This window comes from Streptomyces sp. NPDC031340, from assembly GCF_055569945.1.
The window spans coordinates 16,958-33,033 of the sequence record NZ_JBVIIE010000034.1 but is presented as its reverse complement, the minus strand read 5'-3'; the positions used below and the strand labels follow the sequence as shown (position 1 = coordinate 33,033).

Annotated in this window: 12 protein-coding genes; 7 read left to right on the top strand and 5 right to left on the bottom strand. The window is 75.2% G+C overall.

The features are described 5' to 3' along the window. The first annotated feature begins 230 nt into the window (after positions 1-230). The 3 genes from ACZ5GT_RS25255 to ACZ5GT_RS25245 are packed head-to-tail and all read left to right on the top strand — an operon-like array spanning position 231 to position 3,371. Positions 231-1,373, top strand: coding sequence for a glycosyltransferase family 4 protein (locus ACZ5GT_RS25255; RefSeq protein ID WP_469030380.1), 1,143 nt, complete (start codon positions 231-233; stop codon positions 1,371-1,373). Then, positions 1,370-2,521: a glycosyltransferase gene (locus ACZ5GT_RS25250; protein WP_469030374.1), complete on the top strand. Its 1,152-nt coding sequence runs from the start codon at positions 1,370-1,372 to the stop codon at positions 2,519-2,521. The genes ACZ5GT_RS25255 and ACZ5GT_RS25250 overlap by 4 nt, the downstream gene beginning before the upstream one ends. 1 nt (position 2,522) lies before the next feature. Then, the gene (locus tag ACZ5GT_RS25245; protein ID WP_469030369.1) at positions 2,523-3,371 is read left to right on the top strand and encodes an SGNH/GDSL hydrolase family protein; all 849 of its coding nucleotides are present in this window, start codon (positions 2,523-2,525) and stop codon (positions 3,369-3,371) included. 100 nt (positions 3,372-3,471) lie between these two features. On the opposite strand, the gene ACZ5GT_RS25240 is transcribed toward ACZ5GT_RS25245, so the two are convergent. The 5 genes from ACZ5GT_RS25240 to ACZ5GT_RS25220 form a co-directional block, all read right to left on the bottom strand. Further along, a complete protein-coding gene (locus ACZ5GT_RS25240) occupies positions 3,472-4,341 on the bottom strand; it encodes a 5-oxoprolinase subunit C family protein (RefSeq protein ID WP_469030364.1) in 870 nt (289 codons plus the stop codon). Continuing rightward, a complete protein-coding gene (pxpB, locus tag ACZ5GT_RS25235; protein WP_469030361.1) occupies positions 4,338-4,955 on the bottom strand; it encodes a 5-oxoprolinase subunit PxpB in 618 nt (205 codons plus the stop codon). Before pxpB ends, ACZ5GT_RS25240 begins: the two co-directional genes overlap by 4 nt. Next, positions 4,952-5,710 carry a LamB/YcsF family protein gene (locus ACZ5GT_RS25230; RefSeq protein WP_469030353.1) on the bottom strand — a complete coding sequence of 253 codons (759 nt, stop codon included), beginning with the start codon at positions 5,708-5,710 and terminating at the stop codon, positions 4,952-4,954. The genes pxpB and ACZ5GT_RS25230 overlap by 4 nt, the downstream gene beginning before the upstream one ends. A 114-nt stretch (positions 5,711-5,824) precedes the next feature. After that, complete coding sequence (locus tag ACZ5GT_RS25225; protein ID WP_469030348.1) at positions 5,825-6,646, bottom strand: putative hydro-lyase; 822 nt, start codon at positions 6,644-6,646, stop codon at positions 5,825-5,827. Beyond that, entirely contained in the window at positions 6,643-7,938 is a 1,296-nt protein-coding gene (locus ACZ5GT_RS25220) for an MFS transporter (RefSeq protein WP_469030345.1), read from the bottom strand. Before ACZ5GT_RS25220 ends, ACZ5GT_RS25225 begins: the two co-directional genes overlap by 4 nt. Before the next feature lie 178 nt (positions 7,939-8,116). On the opposite strand from ACZ5GT_RS25220, the gene ACZ5GT_RS25215 reads away from it, so the two are divergent. The 4 genes from ACZ5GT_RS25215 to ACZ5GT_RS25200 all read left to right on the top strand — a co-directional run bounded on the left by ACZ5GT_RS25215 (position 8,117) and on the right by ACZ5GT_RS25200 (position 16,057). Next, positions 8,117-8,812, top strand: a complete 696-nt coding sequence (locus ACZ5GT_RS25215) for a GntR family transcriptional regulator (protein ID WP_469030340.1) — start codon at positions 8,117-8,119, stop codon at positions 8,810-8,812. 88 nt (positions 8,813-8,900) lie between these two features. Continuing rightward, on the top strand, positions 8,901-10,427 hold the full coding sequence (locus ACZ5GT_RS25210) for a hypothetical protein (RefSeq protein ID WP_469030337.1): 1,527 nt from the start codon (positions 8,901-8,903) through the stop codon (positions 10,425-10,427). A gap of 31 nt (positions 10,428-10,458) precedes the next feature. After that, positions 10,459-11,343 carry a hypothetical protein gene (locus ACZ5GT_RS25205; RefSeq protein ID WP_469030334.1) on the top strand — a complete coding sequence of 295 codons (885 nt, stop codon included), beginning with the start codon at positions 10,459-10,461 and terminating at the stop codon, positions 11,341-11,343. A gap of 46 nt (positions 11,344-11,389) precedes the next feature. After that, positions 11,390-16,057 carry a hypothetical protein gene (locus ACZ5GT_RS25200; RefSeq protein ID WP_469030331.1) on the top strand — a complete coding sequence of 1,556 codons (4,668 nt, stop codon included), beginning with the start codon at positions 11,390-11,392 and terminating at the stop codon, positions 16,055-16,057. Positions 16,058-16,076 lie beyond the last annotated feature (19 nt).

Genomic DNA, 16,076 nt, shown 5'->3' with positions numbered 1-16,076 from the left:
GAGCGGGCTCGGGAACGGGAGCGGGCTCGGGAGCGGGCTCGGGAGCGGGTCGTGCGGCAGCGGACCGGGTGCCGGCGCGGTCCGCGGATGAACGACGGGTGACCCGCGGGTCAGGCGGTCGTGGACACGGCCTGACCCGCGCGGGTGCGGCCCGCAACGCTCATGGGACGTTCCTCGCCCGGAAAGATCCACGTTGACGCGGGCACGTCCGGTCCGGCGAGAACACCCGTATGCGTGTCGTCATCGTGACCGAATCCTTTCCCCCAGACGTGAACGGCGTGGCACACTGCGCGCTCCAGACCGCCCGGCACCTCGTAGATCGCGGTCACACCCCTGTCGTCGTCGCCCCCGCCCCCGCTCCCGGTACCAAGTCCGACGGGAACACGTTCGACGCCCTCGCGCCGTGCCCCGTCGTCCGCGTCCCCTCCCTCCCGCTGCCCGGCTACCCCCAGGTGCGCGTCGCCCTGCCCAGCAGGCGCCTCGCCGCGGCCCTCGTCGAGCACCGTGCCGACGTCGTCCACCTGGCCAGCCCCTTCGTCCTCGGCGTCCGCGGCATGGCCGCCGCGGCCCGGTTCGGCGTGCCCGCCGTGGCCGTCTACCAGACCGACCTGGCCGGATACGCCCGCACCTACATGGGCGCCGGCGAGGCCGCCGCCTGGCGGCGCATCCGCTCCGTCCACTCCGCGGCCGACCTCACCCTCGCGCCCTCCAGCGCGGCCCTGGACGACCTGCAGGCGCACGGCGTGCCCCGGGTGCGGCTGTGGCAGCGCGGCGTGGACACCGTCCGCTTCCGCCCCGACCTGCGCGACGAGGCGCTGCGCCGGGAACTCGCCCCGGACGGCGAGCTGATCGTCGGCTACGTCGGGCGGCTCGCCCCCGAGAAGCAGGTCGAACTGCTGGCCGGTGTCTGCGGCCTGCCGGGCGTCCGCGTCGTGGTGACGGGCGACGGGCCGAGCCTGCCCGGGCTGCGGCAGCAACTGCCGGGCGCCGTCTTCCTGGGCCGTCGCACCGGCGAGGACCTCGCCCGGATCTTCGCCTCGCTCGACGTCTTCGTGCACACGGGTCCCTTCGAGACCTTCTGCCAGACCGTGCAGGAGGCCATGGCGAGCGGCGTGCCCGTCGTGGCGCCCGCGGCCGGCGGACCCCTCGACCTGGTCGACCACGGGAGCACCGGGCTCCTGGTGCCACCGCGCGACGCGGACGCGGTACGGGACGCCGTACGGGCCCTGGCCGCCGAACCCGGCACACGGGCCGCCTACGGCGCCGCCGCGCGCGCCACCGTCGAGGGGCGCACCTGGGCGGCCGTCGGCGACCAGCTGATCGAGCACTACCGTGCCGTGCTCGCCGCCCGCAGAACGGCGGTGGCGGCATGACCTCGCTGCGGATCGTGCGGCTGGCCAACTTCGTCGCACCCGCGTCCGGCGGGCTGCGCACCGCCCTGCGGGAACTGGGCAAGGGCTTCCGGGCCGCCGGGCACGACCCGGTGCTCGTGGTGCCGGGCGAACGCGCCGACGACCGGGAGACCGAGCAGGGGCGGGTGATCACCCTGCCCGGGCCGCTCCTGCCGGGCACCGGCGGATACCGCGTGCTCACCGACAAGCGGCGCGTGGCACGGCTGCTGGAGGAACTGGCGCCCGACCGCCTGGAGGTGTCCGACCGCACGACCCTCCGGTGGACCGGCAAATGGGCCCGGCGCGCCCGGGTGCCCGCCGTGATGGTGTCCCACGAGACGGCGGACGGCGTGCTGCGCACCTGGGGCGTGCCGGAGGGCGCCGCGCGGCGCGCCGCCGACGCCCTCAACGTCCGCACGGCGCACACGTACGCGCGCGTGGTCTGCACGACGGAGTTCGCCGAGCGGGAGTTCGTGCGGATCGGCGCGCGCAACGTCGTACGGGCCCCGCTGGGCGTCGACCTGGTGGAACGGCACCCCGCACTGCGGGACGCGGGGCTGCGGGCCCGGTACGCGCACACGTCCGAGACGCTGCTCGTGACGTGCACCCGGCTGTCGGTCGAGAAGCGCCCCGGCACGGCGCTGGACGCCGTGGAGGTGCTGCTGCGGCGGGGCAGGAAGGCGGTCCTGGTGGTGGCCGGGGACGGGCCGCTGCGCCCGCGCCTCGAACACCGGGCGCGCGAGCGCGGGCTGCCGGTCACCTTCCTCGGGCACGTCGGCGACCGCGGCGCGCTCGGCGCCCTGCAGGCAGTCGCCGACGTGTGTCTGGCACCCGGGCCCGCCGAGACCTTCGGGCTCGCCGCGCTGGAGGCCATGGCGTGCGGGACGCCCGTGGTGGCCAGCGTCTCCTCCGCGCTGCCCGAGGTCATCGGGCCCGCGGGAGCCGTCGCGGCCGACCGGGGCGACGCCTTCGCGGACGCCGTCGAGATGCTGCTGGACCTCCCCGAGCGGGCACGGCGCGAGGCCGCACGCGCGCGTGCGGAGTGCTTCGGCTGGAACACGGCCGTCGACGCGTTCCTCGCCGCGCACGACGCGACGGTACCGGTGCGTCCGCATGTGCCGGGAGCGTGACATGGCACCCCTGCGGTTCGTCGCCCTCGGCGACTCGCTGACCGAGGGCGTGGGCGACCCCGTCGGGGGCGGGTGGCGCGGCTGGGCCGCGCTGCTGGCCGACGGGCTCGCCGAGGACGGCGTGGCGTTCACCAACCTCGCGGTCAGCGGCGCCCAGACCCGGGAGGTGCTCCAGCGGCAGACACCCGCGGGCCTGGCCCTGCGGCCCGACGTCGTGTCGGTGGTCGTCGGCGTCAACGACACCCTGCGCCGCACCTTCGACATCCGCGCCGTGGCCGAACGGCTCGACGAGGTGTACGCCGCGTTCACCGGCCGGGGCGCGGTGCTGCTCACGGCCTGCCTGCCCGATCCCGGCGCGATGCTCGGGCTGCCGGGAGCGCTGGCCCGTCCGCTGGCCCGGCGGCAACGCGCGGTCAACCGGGTCGTCCACGCCCTGTCCGACCGGTACGGCGCCGTGCACCTGCACGCGTGCGAGGGCGGCTGGCTCACCGACCGCGCGATGTGGAGCGTGGACCGGCTCCATCCCGGCGAGCGGGGCCACCGGGCGCTGGCCGTGCGTTTTCACGCACTGCTCGCCGAGGCCGGCCTGGCGACGGGGGCCGCGCCCTCGGCCGAACCGGAATCTCCGGCGCCCAGCCGGGCGGCGAACCTGCGCTGGCTGGCCACCTCGGGCACCGGCTGGGTGGCCCGGCGGTGCACCGACCTGCTGCCGCAGTTGCTGCGGCTGGCCGCCGACGAGACGCGCCACCGCGCGCGGGGCACCGGCGCCCGCCTCGACGCGCGGGCGTCGGCGGCGGTGTCGGCGGCCCTGGCCGCGCTGTCGGCGGCGGAACGCGCGGACGCCGTGTGACCGGGGACGCCGTGTGACCGGAGGCGCCGTGTGTCCGGGGGCGCCGTGACCGGGGACGCCGTGTGACCTGGGGCGCGGTGCCTCCCCCGAGGACTGAGCCTCAGCGCCGTCGTACCGTCACGAAGCGCACCGGTGTGCCCGGTACCGCCTGTGCCGCCCGCGGGAGATCGTCGGTGCGGACCACCCCGATCACCGGATATCCCCCGGTGGTCGGGTGGTCGGCCAGGAAGACCACGGGCCTGCCGTCCGGCGGAACCTGGACCGCGCCCAGCACCATGCCCTCGCTGGGCAGCTCGCCGGGCACGGCACGCTCCAGGACCGGTCCTTCGGTACGCAGTCCGATGCGGTTGCCGGCGGCAGACACCCGGAACGTGCGGGAGGTGAAGACGCGGACCGCCTCCGGCGTGAACCAGTCGTCGCGGGGTCCCGGCGTCACCCGCAGGACCAGCTCGGCCGGCGGCGCCGGACACGGGGCGACGTCCACGCGCGCGTGCGGGTTCTCCGGAGTGCCCAGGGGCAGCACCGCACCGTCCGTGAGCGGCGCCGGGCCGAGCCCGGACAGCAGGTCCGTGGAACGGCTGCCGAGCACCGGCTCGACGGCTATGCCCCCGGAGACGGCCACGTAGCCGCGTACGCCGGAAGTGGCGGTTCCGACGTCCAGGACCGCGCCGGCGGGCACCCGCACGGGCGCGCCCCAGGCCACCGGCCGGCCGTCCACCGTGACCGGGCAGGGGGCGCCCGCGACGGCCACCGTGACCGCCGAACGCGGCCGCAGCGCGCAGCCGGTGACGGTGGTCTCCAGCACGGCCGCCCCGGGCCGGTTGCCGACCAGCCGGTTGACGAGCGCCGCCGTTGGCCCGTCCAGCGCGCCGGAGCGGGGCACGCCGAGGTGGGCGTGTCCGGGGCGCCCCTGGTCCTGCACGGTGGTCAGCGCGCCGGCCCGGACGACGACGAGTGCGCGGTCCGTCATGGGCACCCCACCGGGACGAAGCGCACCCGCGTGCCCGGCGACAGCAGCGCGGCCGGCACGCGCGCGGGGTCCCACAGCACGGTGTCCGTCCGCCCGATCAGCTGCCAGCCGCCCGGCGACGAGCGCGGGTACACGCCCGTGTACGGGCCCGCCAGCGCCACCGAACCGGCCGGGACCGCGGTGCGCGGGGTGGCCCGGCGCGGGACGTCGTAGCGCGGCGGCAGACCGGTGAGGTAGCCGAAGCCGGGCGCGAACCCGCAGAAGGCGACGCTGAACTCGGTCTCCGCGTGGATCAGGGCCGCCTCCCGCGTCGAGACGCCCCAGTGCTCGGCGACGTCGGCGAGGTCGGGGCCGTCGTAGCGCACCGGGATCTCGACCGCGGCACGCGCGCGCGGGGGAGCGGGCGGGACGTCGGACGCGGCGAGTTCCCGGGCCAGCCGCTCCGGTTCGTCGAGTCCGTCGAGGAGCACGGTGCGGGCCGCGGGGACGATCTCGCGGGCGGACAGCGCGCCGTCGGCGCGGCGGCGCGACAGCTCGGCGTGCAGCGCCCACGCCTCCTCGTCCGAGGACACCTCGACGAGCAGGGCGTCGTCGCCGACGGGCAGCACCCTCATGCGAAGGCCTCCACCCGGACGCCCGACTCCTGCAGCCGCCGCCGCACCCGCCGGGCCAGCTCCACGGCGCCGGGCGTGTCCCCGTGCAGGCACAGCGAGCGCGCGCGTACGTCGACGCGGGCGCCCGAGTGGGAGGTGACCGTGCCGAAGCGGGCCAGCGTCACCGAGCGCTCCACGACGGCCTCCGGGTCGGTGATGACGGCGCCGTCCCGGCCGCGCGGCACGAGCGTGCCCTGCTCGGTGTACGCGCGGTCGGCGAACGCCTCCGTGACGGTTCCCAGCCCCGCCTTCCCGGCCAGCTCCAGCAGGCGCGAGCCGGGCAGGCCGAGCACCGGCAGCGTGGCGTCGGCCAGCAGCACGCCGTCCACGACGGCCGCCGCCTGCTCCTCGTCGTGCACGACGCGGTTGTAGAGCGCGCCGTGCGGCTTGACGTAGGACACGCGCGTGCCCGCCGCACGCGCGAAGACCTCCAGGGCGCCGATCTGGTACGCCACCTCCGCCGCGAGCTCCTCGGGCGGTACGTCCATGGCGCGCCGCCCGAACCCGGCGAGGTCGCGGTAGGAGACCTGGGCGCCGATCCGGACGCCGCGCTCGGCCGCCAGCTCGCACACCCGCCGCATGGTGGCCGCGTCCCCGGCGTGGAAGCCGCAGGCCACGTTGGCGCTGGTGACGACCGACAGCAGCTGTTCGTCGTCGGTCAGCTGCCAGCGGCCGAAGCCCTCGCCGAGGTCGGCGTTGAGATCGATGGGCGTCATGGGTCCTTCGTGTCTCCTTCTCAGGCCACGCGGTTCTCAGGCCACGTGGTTCTCGGACCGCGCGGTTCTCGGACCGCGCGGTTCTCGGGCCGCGTGGTTCTCGGACCGCGGTTCTCAGGCCACGCGGTACTGCTCGTCGCGGGCGTCGGTGAGGAACATCTGTCCCGGCGCGTGGGTGATGGCGAACGGCGGACGGGAGGCCATCACCGCCGCCTGCGGGGTCACGCCGCAGGCCCAGAACACCGGTATGTCGTCCGGCTCGGCGTCCACCGGGTCGCCGAAGTCGGGCCGGCCGAGGTCGTCGATGCCGAGCCCGGCGGGATCGCCGCAGTGTACGGGGCTGCCGTGCACCGCCGGGAGCAGGCTGCTCTCCCGGATCGCCGCCGCCAGGTGCTCCGGCGGCACCGGGCGCATGGACACCACCATCGGGCCGTGCAGCCGCCCCGCCGGACGGCACGCACGGCCGGTGACGTACATCGGCACGTTGCGGCCCTGCTCGACATGGCGGATCGGGACGCCCGCCCCGGTCAGCGCCCACTCGAAGGTGAAGCTGCAGCCGATCAGGAACGACACCAGGTCCTCGCGCCAGTGCGCGCGCACGTCCGTGGGCTCCGCCACCAGCTCCCCGTCCTGCCACACCCGGTAGCGCGGCAGGTCGGTGCGCAGATCCGCGCCGTCCGCGAGGACGGTCGTGTACGAGCCGGCGTCCGTCACGTCGAGCACCGGGCAGGGCTTGGGGTTGCGCTGGCAGAACAGCAGCATGTCGTACGCCCATTCGGCGGGCACCGAGATCAGGTTCGCCTGGGTGTGGCCGGCGGCGACCCCGGCGGTGGGGCCCGTGAGCCCCTGGCGGAAGCGGGCCCGGGCGGATTTCGGGCTCCACGTGTGCGCCTGCTCGTCGACCAGGGTCAGCGGGCGGTCCTCGGTCCGGTTCACACGAGCTCCTTCCCGCGCGTCTCCGGCAGGCCGAGCAGCGCCAGCGCGGCGATGCCGTAGCCGATCGCGCCGAACACCAGCGCGCCGCCCACGCCCCAACTGTCGGCGAGGAACCCGACCGTGGTGGGGAAGACCGCGCCCACCGCGCGTCCGGTGTTGTACGTGAAGCCCTGACCCGTGCCGCGCACCGCCGTCGGGTACAGCTCGCTCAGGTAGGAGCCGAAGCCGCTGAAGATCGCCGACATGCAGAACCCGAGCGGGAAGCCGAGCACCAGCAGCAGGGTGTTCGCGCCGCTCGGGATGTTGGCGTACGCCAGGATGCAGACGGCCGACAGCAGGGCGAAGAGCCAGATGTTGCGCCGGCGGCCGAGCCGGTCGGTGAGGTAGCCGCCGGTCAGGTAGCCGAGGAAGGCGCCGGAGATCAGGAACGTCAGATATCCGCCGGTGCCGACGACCGACAGGCCGCGCTCGGTCTTCAGGTACGTCGGCACCCAGGTGGCGAGCGTGTAGTAGCCGCCCTGGACGCCGGTGGACAGCAGGCCCGCGAAGACGGTGGTGCGCAGCAGACCGGGCTTGAAGATCGCCGTGAACGAGCCCCTCCGCGGGCTGTGCTCGCGTACGGCGACCGCCTGCGGGGCGTCGTGCACCCGGCGCCGCATCCAGATCACCAGCAGCGCGGGCAGCGCGCCCGTCCAGAACATGATGCGCCAGGCCAGTTCGTCGCCGGTGAACGAGAAGACCAGCGTGTACACGATCGCGGCCAGCGCCCAGCCGACGGCCCAGGAACTCTGGATCGCGCCGAGCGTACGGCCGCGGTGCCGGGCGCTCGCGTACTCGGCGACGAGGATCGCGCCGACCGCCCACTCGCCGCCGAAGCCGAGGCCCTGGAGAGCCCGGAAGACCAGCAGCGTCTCGTAGTTCGGCGCGAAACCGCAGGCGACGGTGAAGACGGCGTACGTGATCACCGTGATCATCAGCGCCCTGACCCGGCCCACCCGGTCCGCCACCACGCCCGCGAGGGCGCCGCCGACCGCGGAGACCACGAGCGTGACGGTCGTGAACAGACCGGTCTGACCGCTGTCCAGGCCGAAGTACGCGGCCAGCGCGACCATGCTCAGCGGCAGCGTGAAGTAGTCGTACGAGTCCAGGGCATAGCCGCCGAACGCGCCGGCGAAGGCGCGGCGGCCGCGTGGGCCGAGCGCGCGCAGCCAGCCCAGCGCTCCGTCATGACCGGTGGGTTCGGCGGCCCGTGGGCCGGTGGCCAGGGCCTGTGGAGGAGGGGTCGTGCTCATGGGCACCTCGCAGAGGGAGGACGAAGGGTGCGGGAACCGAGCCGTGCCGTGCGTGTGCGAGAAGCGGTGGCGCCGTACTGAGGGAACGGCGCCACGCAGAGAGCACCGTAGAGGATTGTTCAACGATCCCTCAATACCCGTGTTGTTTCGTTCTTGTTCTCTGCGATTGAATTCCGGCATGGCAGAGCAGCTGACCTCACTCGCCGAGGACCGGGCCCTCCTGGGGCGCACCAGCACCGCGGAGCGGGTCTCGGACATCCTCCGAAGCCGCATCGCCGAGGGGTTCTTCCCGCCCGGCACGAGGCTGTCGGAGGACAGCATCGGCGGCGCGCTCGGCGTCTCCCGCAACACGCTGCGCGAGGCGTTCCGGCTGCTCACGCACGAGCGGCTGCTCGTCCACGAGCTCAACCGGGGCGTGTTCGTGCGGGTCCTGACCGTGGAGGACGTGGAGGACATCTACCGCACCCGCGGCCTCGTCGAGTGCGCCGTCGTCCGCGGCCTCGGCGAGCCGCCCTACGCTCTGGACGCGCTCACCGAGGCGGTCGAGGAGGGGCAGCGGGCCGCGCGCGAAGATGACTGGAAAGGCCTGGGTACCGCCAACATCCACTTCCACCGGGAACTTGTCGCGCTCGCCGGCAGCGCCCGCACCGACGAGCTGATGCGCAGCGTCTTCGCCGAACTCCGCCTCGCCTTCCACGTCGTGGACGAGCCCAGGCGCCTGCACGAGCCCTACCTGGCCCGCAACCTGCAGATCCTCCAGGCGTTGCGGGAGGGCGACCGGGGCGAGGCCGAGAGGCTGCTCGCGGTGTACCTGCGGGACTCCCTGGAGCGGGTCGTCGAGGTCTACCGGCGCCGGGTCGGCGACGACGGCTGAGACGACGCCCGCCACGGTGTGACCGGGACCATGGGCTGCGTCTGTGCCGTTTGGGCCGTTGTCAGACCTAGGACCTAGTCTGTGCACCGTGACTTCGCCAGCATCGACGGACAGCGTTCCGCCCCAGCTCAGCGCGGGGCCGCGCCCCGCGCCGGGCCCGGCCGCCGACGAGGGACTGGCGCGGCGGCTGCGCGCGCTCGCCTGCACCGCCCCGCTGCACGACCTGGACGCCCGCAAGGGCAGCCTCGCGGGCGAGTACTCGGTCTACGGCATGGCGGAGGTGGCCCTGGCCGCCATCGACCTGGTCACCCTGAACATGGACTTCGACACCGGCGCCGACCACGAGCAGATCGTCGCCCGCCTCGTCCCCCGCATCGCCGCGCAGGCCCCGCAGCGCCCGGCCGCCGAGCACGAGCGCGTGGCCCGCTGGGTCCTGGAGAACCTGATCAACGTCGGCAGCGTCGACCGCGGCTTCCGCGCCGTGTACGGCACCTTCGCGCCGGACGGCAGCTACGTCCGCCGCGACTACGACTTCAAGCTGGTCGAGGAGGTCCCGGGCCCCGGCGGCACCGTCTACCTGCGCACCACCGACGAGGCGGTCAACGTCCTGGTCGGCGCCCTGGACACCGATGTCACCAGCGCTCAGATCGCCGCCGAGGTCAAGCTCGAGGTACTGATCAGCCGCGGCCGCCTCGCCGACGCCCAGCTCGCCGCCGAACAGGCCCGTTACCGCACGGTGCAGTACTCGGAGACGCTGCGCAGGGCCCTGGACGCCACCCGGCGCAACGTCCGCGCGGTGGACTGGCTCAACTCCGTCCCGGACATGATCGCCGAGGCCCTGGACCACGTGGCCGACCGCTACCGCCACGAGAACGCGATCCTCACCAACATTCGCAAGGCCAGGGACGAGACCGAGGACCCCGAGCACAAGCGGCGCGCCGCCGAACTCGTCGACATCGTCAAGGACTGCATCCGGCGCCACACCCAGCTGCAGTCGCGCCTGCTGGAGGCCGGCCCGCTGTTCCGCGCCGAGCAGGACCGGCAGGCCTTCGCCACACCCACGACGACGTCCGGGATCGACCTGTACGGCCAACTGGTATCCCCGGTAATGCCGTTGCCCCTGGAACAGGCCGTCCGCGTCACGGACGCCTTCTTCACGCGGGGGACCGGACTGCGTACGCCGGCGTCGGTGCGGGTGGGCGACCTCGTCGACCTGCTGCTGACACCCCCGGTGGAGCGCGAGCACCTCGGCGCCGAGATGCCGGAGCCCGACCTCGTCGCCACCCCGGACGACAGCCGCTTCAGTGAGGAACAGCTCGCCGCCGCCATGGAACTGCTGGACCTGCCGGCCGACGCGCCGCGCCGGCTGTCCGGGCTGCTGGCGCAGGCCCGGCGGCAGGACCCCGACCTGCCGTACCTGGTGGCGCTGCTGGCCGTGCACGCCGCCAGCCCGCCGGTGGGGACGGCCTACCGGCAGGGCGAGGAGAAGCTGCTGTTCGCCGTCGACGACGGGACCGAACTGGACGACCCGGAGTTCGGCGGAGCCGACCTGATAGTCGGCACCGCACTGCTCGACGCGGCGGGAATGGCGGCCGACCGGACGGAAGCAGCATGAGTGAGCACGAGCGCGACAAGGAGCCACAGCCGTGACCGAGCACGCCGAGTGGAGCGACGCGGACGCCCCGGCCCCGGCCCCGCCGGCGAACGGCGCCGTCACGCCCGCCGACGCCGCCGACGCGGCGCGGCTCGTCGCCTTCGGCCTGCAGCCCAAACTGCAGCCCGCGCGCGACCAGGAGTACGCGGAGCTGCTGCGCCGCTACCGCGAGGACCCGCCGTTCGCACGGCTCGCGGACGCCGTGGCGGCCGGCCTCGGGCTGGTCGTCCTCGAGGTGTCCCCGCGCGCGGGGATGGCCGTGACGGCCGCCGAGGACTCGGTGTTCGCCGTCCGCATGAGCGACTACGCCCGTCGTACCTCGGCCGACGGCGGGGACCGCTTCCTGCACGGGCTGGCCCATCTCGCCGTCGCCGCCCTGGCCTTCCCGCGCCCCGAGGACCTCGCCGACGACGGGTACATCGGACGCGTGACGGTCAACGGCGTCGACACCTTCGTACGGCAGGCCTGCCGCCGGCTGGAGGAACGGGCCGAGGAGCAGGGCGAGAACACCGACCCGGCCACCGACACGCCAGGCCTGGAGGCCGCCTGGCGGGTCTGGGCCAGACGCAGCGCGACCGGCGCCACCAAGGACGCGCGCAGACTCGCCGGTTCCACGACCGGCATCGTGGGCAAGGCGGTCGCCTTCCTCACCGACTCCGGCTTCCTGCAGCGAACCGGCGACGACAACGGCGGCACCTACCGCACCACGGCCCGCTACCAGCTCCAGGTGCGGGACATGGCGGGCAGCGCCGCGATGGCGGAGCTGCTCGAGCTGGGCGTGGTCCCGGTGACCGACGGCACGCCGACGCTCCTGCCCGCCGAGCAGACCGACGACCTGGAGCTGGTGGCCGACGCCGGGCTGCCGTTCCACTCCTGAAGCACCTGAAGTACCGCACTTCCCCCCATACTCACGAGAGTCCGCCATGTACGAGCTGTCCCGGGTCCGCCTCTACTCCATCGGGCCCGCCGGTGCGCGCTACGCCGACACCGTGCTTGACCTGCGCGGCGTGGGCGCCGTCGTGCCCGACCCCGCGCCCACCCAGGCGGAGTTCTTCGAGGACGAGCCCGTCGGCCCGCCGCGTCGGCCCGCGCCCGCCGGCGTGCTCTTCCTGGAGAACGGCGGCGGCAAGTCGGTCCTGCTGAAGCTGATCTTCTCGGTGATGCTGCCGGGCCACCGCAACACCCTCGGCGGCGCCAGCTCCGGCGTGCTGCGCAAGTTCCTCCTCGCCGACGACTGCGGGCACGTGGCCCTGGAGTGGCAGCACGTGCAGACCGGCGAGTGCGTCGTCGTCGGCAAGGCCAGCGAGTGGCGCGGACGCCAGGTCTCCAGCGATCCGCGGAAGTTCGCCGAGGCCTGGTACTCCTTCCGGCCCGGCCCCGGGCTGAGCCTCGACAACCTGCCCGTCGCCGAGTCCACCGCCGTACGGCCGCCCGTCGAGGGCAGCTCGGGCGCACAGGGCCGCCGGCGCACCATGAAGGGTTTCCGGGACGCCCTCACCGAGGCGGGCAAGGCCTATCCGCACCTGGAGGTGCACTGGGAGGAGATCCACGACCGCTGGATCGAGCACCTCGGCGACCTCGGCCTGGACCCCGAACTCTTCCGCTACCAGCGCGAGATGAACGCCGACGAGGGCGAGGCGGCCGGCCTGTTCGCGGTGAAGAAGGACTCCGACTTCACCGACCTGCTGCTGCGCGCCGTGACCGACACCCGGGACACCGACGGGCTCGCCGACCTGGTCAGCGGCTTCGGCAACAAGCTGGGGCGCCGGGCCGAGCTGATCGCCGAACGCGACTTCACCGCCGGGTCGGTCGACCTGCTCGGACGGATCGTGGAGGCCGCCGAGGCCCGCGCCCGCGCGCGTGACGTGCACGCCGCCGCCGAGCGCCGCACCCGCACGCTGGCCCGCCGGCTGTCGGCGCGGGGCGTGCGGGAGCGCGTCCGGGCCGCCGACCTCGCCCAGCGCGTCACCGCCGCCGCGTACGCGGTCACGCACTCCGACGCCGCCCGCGGGCGCAGCGCCCTGATCGCCGCCGAACTGGCCTACCGCAACGCCTCCCTGGCGCTCGCCGCGGCCGAGAAGTCGGCCGCCGCGCAGAAGCGCGAACTCGCCGACGCGCGCACCCTGCACGCCGCCTGGCAGGCCGCCGAGGCCGTGCTGCGCCACCGAGCGGCCGCCGACCGGGTCGCGCGCGTGGCCGCCGCCATCCAGGAGGCCGAGCGGGACGCCGCCCCCGCCCTGGCCGCCCGCGCCAAGGCCGCCGTGGACCTGGTACGGGCCCTGCACGCGGCCGCGGAGCGGGCCGAGGCCCTCGCCAACGAGGAGGAGGAGCGGTCCGCCGCCCTCCAGGAGGTCGGCGAGTCGGCGTACCGCGACTCGACCGCCGCCGCCACGGACGCGCAGCGGGCCCGCAGCGAGGCCGGGCACCTGCGGCAGCGCCTGTCGGAGGTCGAGCAGGAGACCGCCGAGGCGGTCCGCGCGGGCTGGCTCGACGACAGCGCGCCCGACGCCGACCCGGCCCGCGCCGCCCTCGCGGCCAGCGACGCGGAGAAGACGGCCGTCGCCGCCTGGGACGCCGCCCGGGAAGCCTCCCGCAGGGCCACGGACCACGCCCGCGAGGCAGCGGCCGCGGAGTCCCGCGCGGAGCTGACGGCCGCCCGCGCGGCCGACGCCGCCACGGCCACCCAGCGGTCCCACGAGGCCGAGCGCCGCATCGCCGAGGCACTGGCCGCCGAGGAGCGGCTCGCGGAACTGCTGAGCCTGTCCGGCAGCGGCAGCGGCGGTGGCAGTGGCAGTGGCAGCGGTGGCGGTGGGGGCGCCGTACGGCCCGCGGTCCCGCACCCGCGCGCCGCGGCCGAGGACGACGAGGCGGCCCTCACCGCCGAGGAACTGGACAGCTTCGCCGACGAACTGCGCGAACTCCTCGACGACGCCGTCGCCTCCGCCGAACGGCAGTTGTTCGACCTGCGCACCGTGGCCGCCGACGACGCCCGCATCCTCGGAGCGCTCGGCGACGGGGGACTGCTGCCGCCCGGCCCGGACGTGCTGGCCACCGTGGAGTTCCTCGGCGAGCACGGCATCCCGGCCCTGCCCGGCTGGCGGTATCTCGCCCAGGCCGTCGACCCCGCCGACCACGCGCGCGTCCTCGCGGCGCGGCCGGAGCTGGTCGACGGCGTGATCATCACCGACCCCGGCACGCACGCGCGTGCCCGTGAGGCGCTCTCCGACGCCGCCCTGCTCCCGCGCTCCGCCGTGGCCGTCGGCACCGCCGCCGCCCTGCTCGCACCGACGCCGGCACCCGACGCCGGGGAAGGGGACGTGTTCCTCGTACCGCCGAACCCGGCCATGCACGACGAGCACGCCGCCGACGAGGAGCGGCAGGCACTGCGCGCCCGGGCCACCGAGCGGGACGGCGAGATCCGCGCCCTCGCCGCCCGCCTCGGCAAGGACCGGGAGCTGGCGGCGCGGCTCGCCTCCTGGCGGACGGGCTGCCCGGCCGGACGGCTCGCCGAACTCGCGCGGGCCGCGCACGACGCGCGCGTGTTCGCGAAGGAGGCCGAGGCCGAGCTGGCGGAGGCGCGCACGGTCCGGGCCGAGGCCGACGAAGCCGCCGCCGAGGCCGCCCAGATGCGCGACGAGCGGCAGGAGACCGCACAGAAGGCCCGGCGCGCCGCCGACGCCCTCGCCGGGCTCGCCTTCCGGCTGCGCGAGCGGGCCGGCTGGCAGGCGGGGCTGCGTGAACTCGCCGACGAGGCGGCCGAGTCGGAGGCCCGTGCCCAGGCGTGCCTGGAGCGCGCCCGCGCCGCCGACGAGGACCGGCGCGCCGCCCAGCGGGCCGCCGACGACGCCCGCCGCACCGCCCGCGCGCTGCGCGCCGAGCGCGCCGAGATCGCCGGCGCCCCCGACGACGTACCGGACACCGACGGAGACCGGTCCGAGACGTCCCTGCCCGCCCTGCGCGAGGCCTACCGGGCCGCTTCGCAGGTGTACGAGAAGGTCGGGGTCGGCGCCGACCTGCGGGCCGAGCAGGCCCGCGCGGAGAGCGACGAGAGCGCGGCCCGGGCCGAGCTGGACCGGTTGAGCAACAAGGTCCGCACGCGGGCGGAGCAGTTGCTGCAGTCGCCCGACGGGTCCGACGGACCGTCCCGGCAGGCCGCCGCGGCCCGTGCCGAGGAACTCGTGCAGCTGCTGGAGACCCGCGTGTCCAGCGCCAGCGAGCAACTCGGCCGGCTGCGCGGCGAGACGGAGCGGCACGCGCCCGAGGACGGCGAGGCGCACACCGGGCTGCCCGAGGAGCTGGTCCCGCGCGACGCCGAGCACGCCCAGGCGCTGCTGCGTACGGCGACCGCCGAACTAGCCTCACGCACCGAGGCGTTGACGCAGGCACGGGAAGCGCACGCCGAACTGCTGGAGGCCCACCGCGCCGCCGAGGACGCGGCGAGCGGGTTCGACGAGACGGCCGCGATGCTCCGTGACCTGATGCGCGAGCACGCGAGCGAGGAGGAACCGGAGCAACCCGAGCCGTATCCCGGCAGCCTGGAGGAGGCCCGGCAGTCCGCCGCCGAGGCCCGCCGTTCGCTGCGCGGCTGCGCCGCCGACCTGTCGGCCGCCGAGGCCGCGGTGCGCGAGGCGAGCGACGTCCTCGTCCGGCACGCCAACTCCACGCGCTACGAGCAGGTCCGCACCCCCGCCCGCCAGCAGATCCGCGAGCTGCCCGCGTCCGCGCTGCCCGAGCACGCACAGCGCTGGGCGGACGCCTTCGCGCCCCGACTGCGTGTCCTCACCGACGAGTTGGCGCAGCTGGAGCGCAACCGTGACTCGATCGTGGACCGGCTGCGGGGCCTGGTCGAGTCAGCGCTGGCGACGCTGCACTCCGCCCAGCGGCTGTCCCGGCTGCCCGAGGGGCTCGGCGAGTGGTCCGGGCAGGAATTCCTGCGCATCCGCTTCGAGGAGCCCGACCAGGCCACGCTCACCGAGCGGCTCGGCGAGGTCATCGACGAGGCCACCCGGGCGGCCGTGAAGAAGAACTCCGACCTGCGGCGCGACGGCGTGTCCCTGCTGCTGCGCGGGGTCGCGGCCGCCCTCGAGCCCAAGGGCGTCGCGGTGGAGATCCTCAAGCCGGATGCCGTGCTGCGCGCCGAGCGCGTCCCCGTCGGGCAGATGGGCGACGTGTTCTCCGGCGGCCAGCTGCTGACCGCGGCCATCGCCCTGTACTGCACGATGGCGGCGCTCAGGAGCAACGACCGGGGCCGCGACAGGCACCGGCACGCCGGCACGCTGTTCCTGGACAACCCCATCGGCCGCGCCAACGCGACCTACCTGCTGGAGCTCCAGCGGGCGGTGTCCGACGCGCTGGGCGTCCAGCTCCTTTACACCACCGGCCTGTTCGACACCACCGCGCTCGCCGAGTTCCCGCTGGTCATCCGGCTGCGCAACGACGCCGACCTCAGGGCCGGCCTGAAGTACATCAGGGTGGAGGAACATCTGCGCCCCGGCCTTCCGCAGCCGGCCCCGGCCGGAGAGGGCGAAGCGGTGCACAGCGAGATCACAGCGACCCGGATGTTCAAACGGCCGACGCCCAGCGCTCCGTAGCGACGGGGCGGGGCGGTGG

What these genes read in the sequence shown, in the direction of transcription:
- ACZ5GT_RS25255 (WP_469030380.1), top strand. Translation starts at nt 231, where the DNA reads ATGCGTGTCGTCATCGTGACCGAATCCTTTCCCCCAGACGTGAACGGC.
- ACZ5GT_RS25250 (WP_469030374.1), top strand. Translation starts at nt 1,370, where the DNA reads ATGACCTCGCTGCGGATCGTGCGGCTGGCCAACTTCGTCGCACCCGCG.
- ACZ5GT_RS25245 (WP_469030369.1), top strand. Translation starts at nt 2,523, where the DNA reads ATGGCACCCCTGCGGTTCGTCGCCCTCGGCGACTCGCTGACCGAGGGC.
- ACZ5GT_RS25240 (WP_469030364.1), bottom strand. Translation starts at nt 4,341, where the DNA reads ATGACGGACCGCGCACTCGTCGTCGTCCGGGCCGGCGCGCTGACCACC.
- pxpB (WP_469030361.1), bottom strand. Translation starts at nt 4,955, where the DNA reads ATGAGGGTGCTGCCCGTCGGCGACGACGCCCTGCTCGTCGAGGTGTCC.
- ACZ5GT_RS25230 (WP_469030353.1), bottom strand. Translation starts at nt 5,710, where the DNA reads ATGACGCCCATCGATCTCAACGCCGACCTCGGCGAGGGCTTCGGCCGC.
- ACZ5GT_RS25220 (WP_469030345.1), bottom strand. Translation starts at nt 7,938, where the DNA reads ATGAGCACGACCCCTCCTCCACAGGCCCTGGCCACCGGCCCACGGGCC.
- ACZ5GT_RS25215 (WP_469030340.1), top strand. Translation starts at nt 8,117, where the DNA reads ATGGCAGAGCAGCTGACCTCACTCGCCGAGGACCGGGCCCTCCTGGGG.
- ACZ5GT_RS25200 (WP_469030331.1), top strand. Translation starts at nt 11,390, where the DNA reads ATGTACGAGCTGTCCCGGGTCCGCCTCTACTCCATCGGGCCCGCCGGT.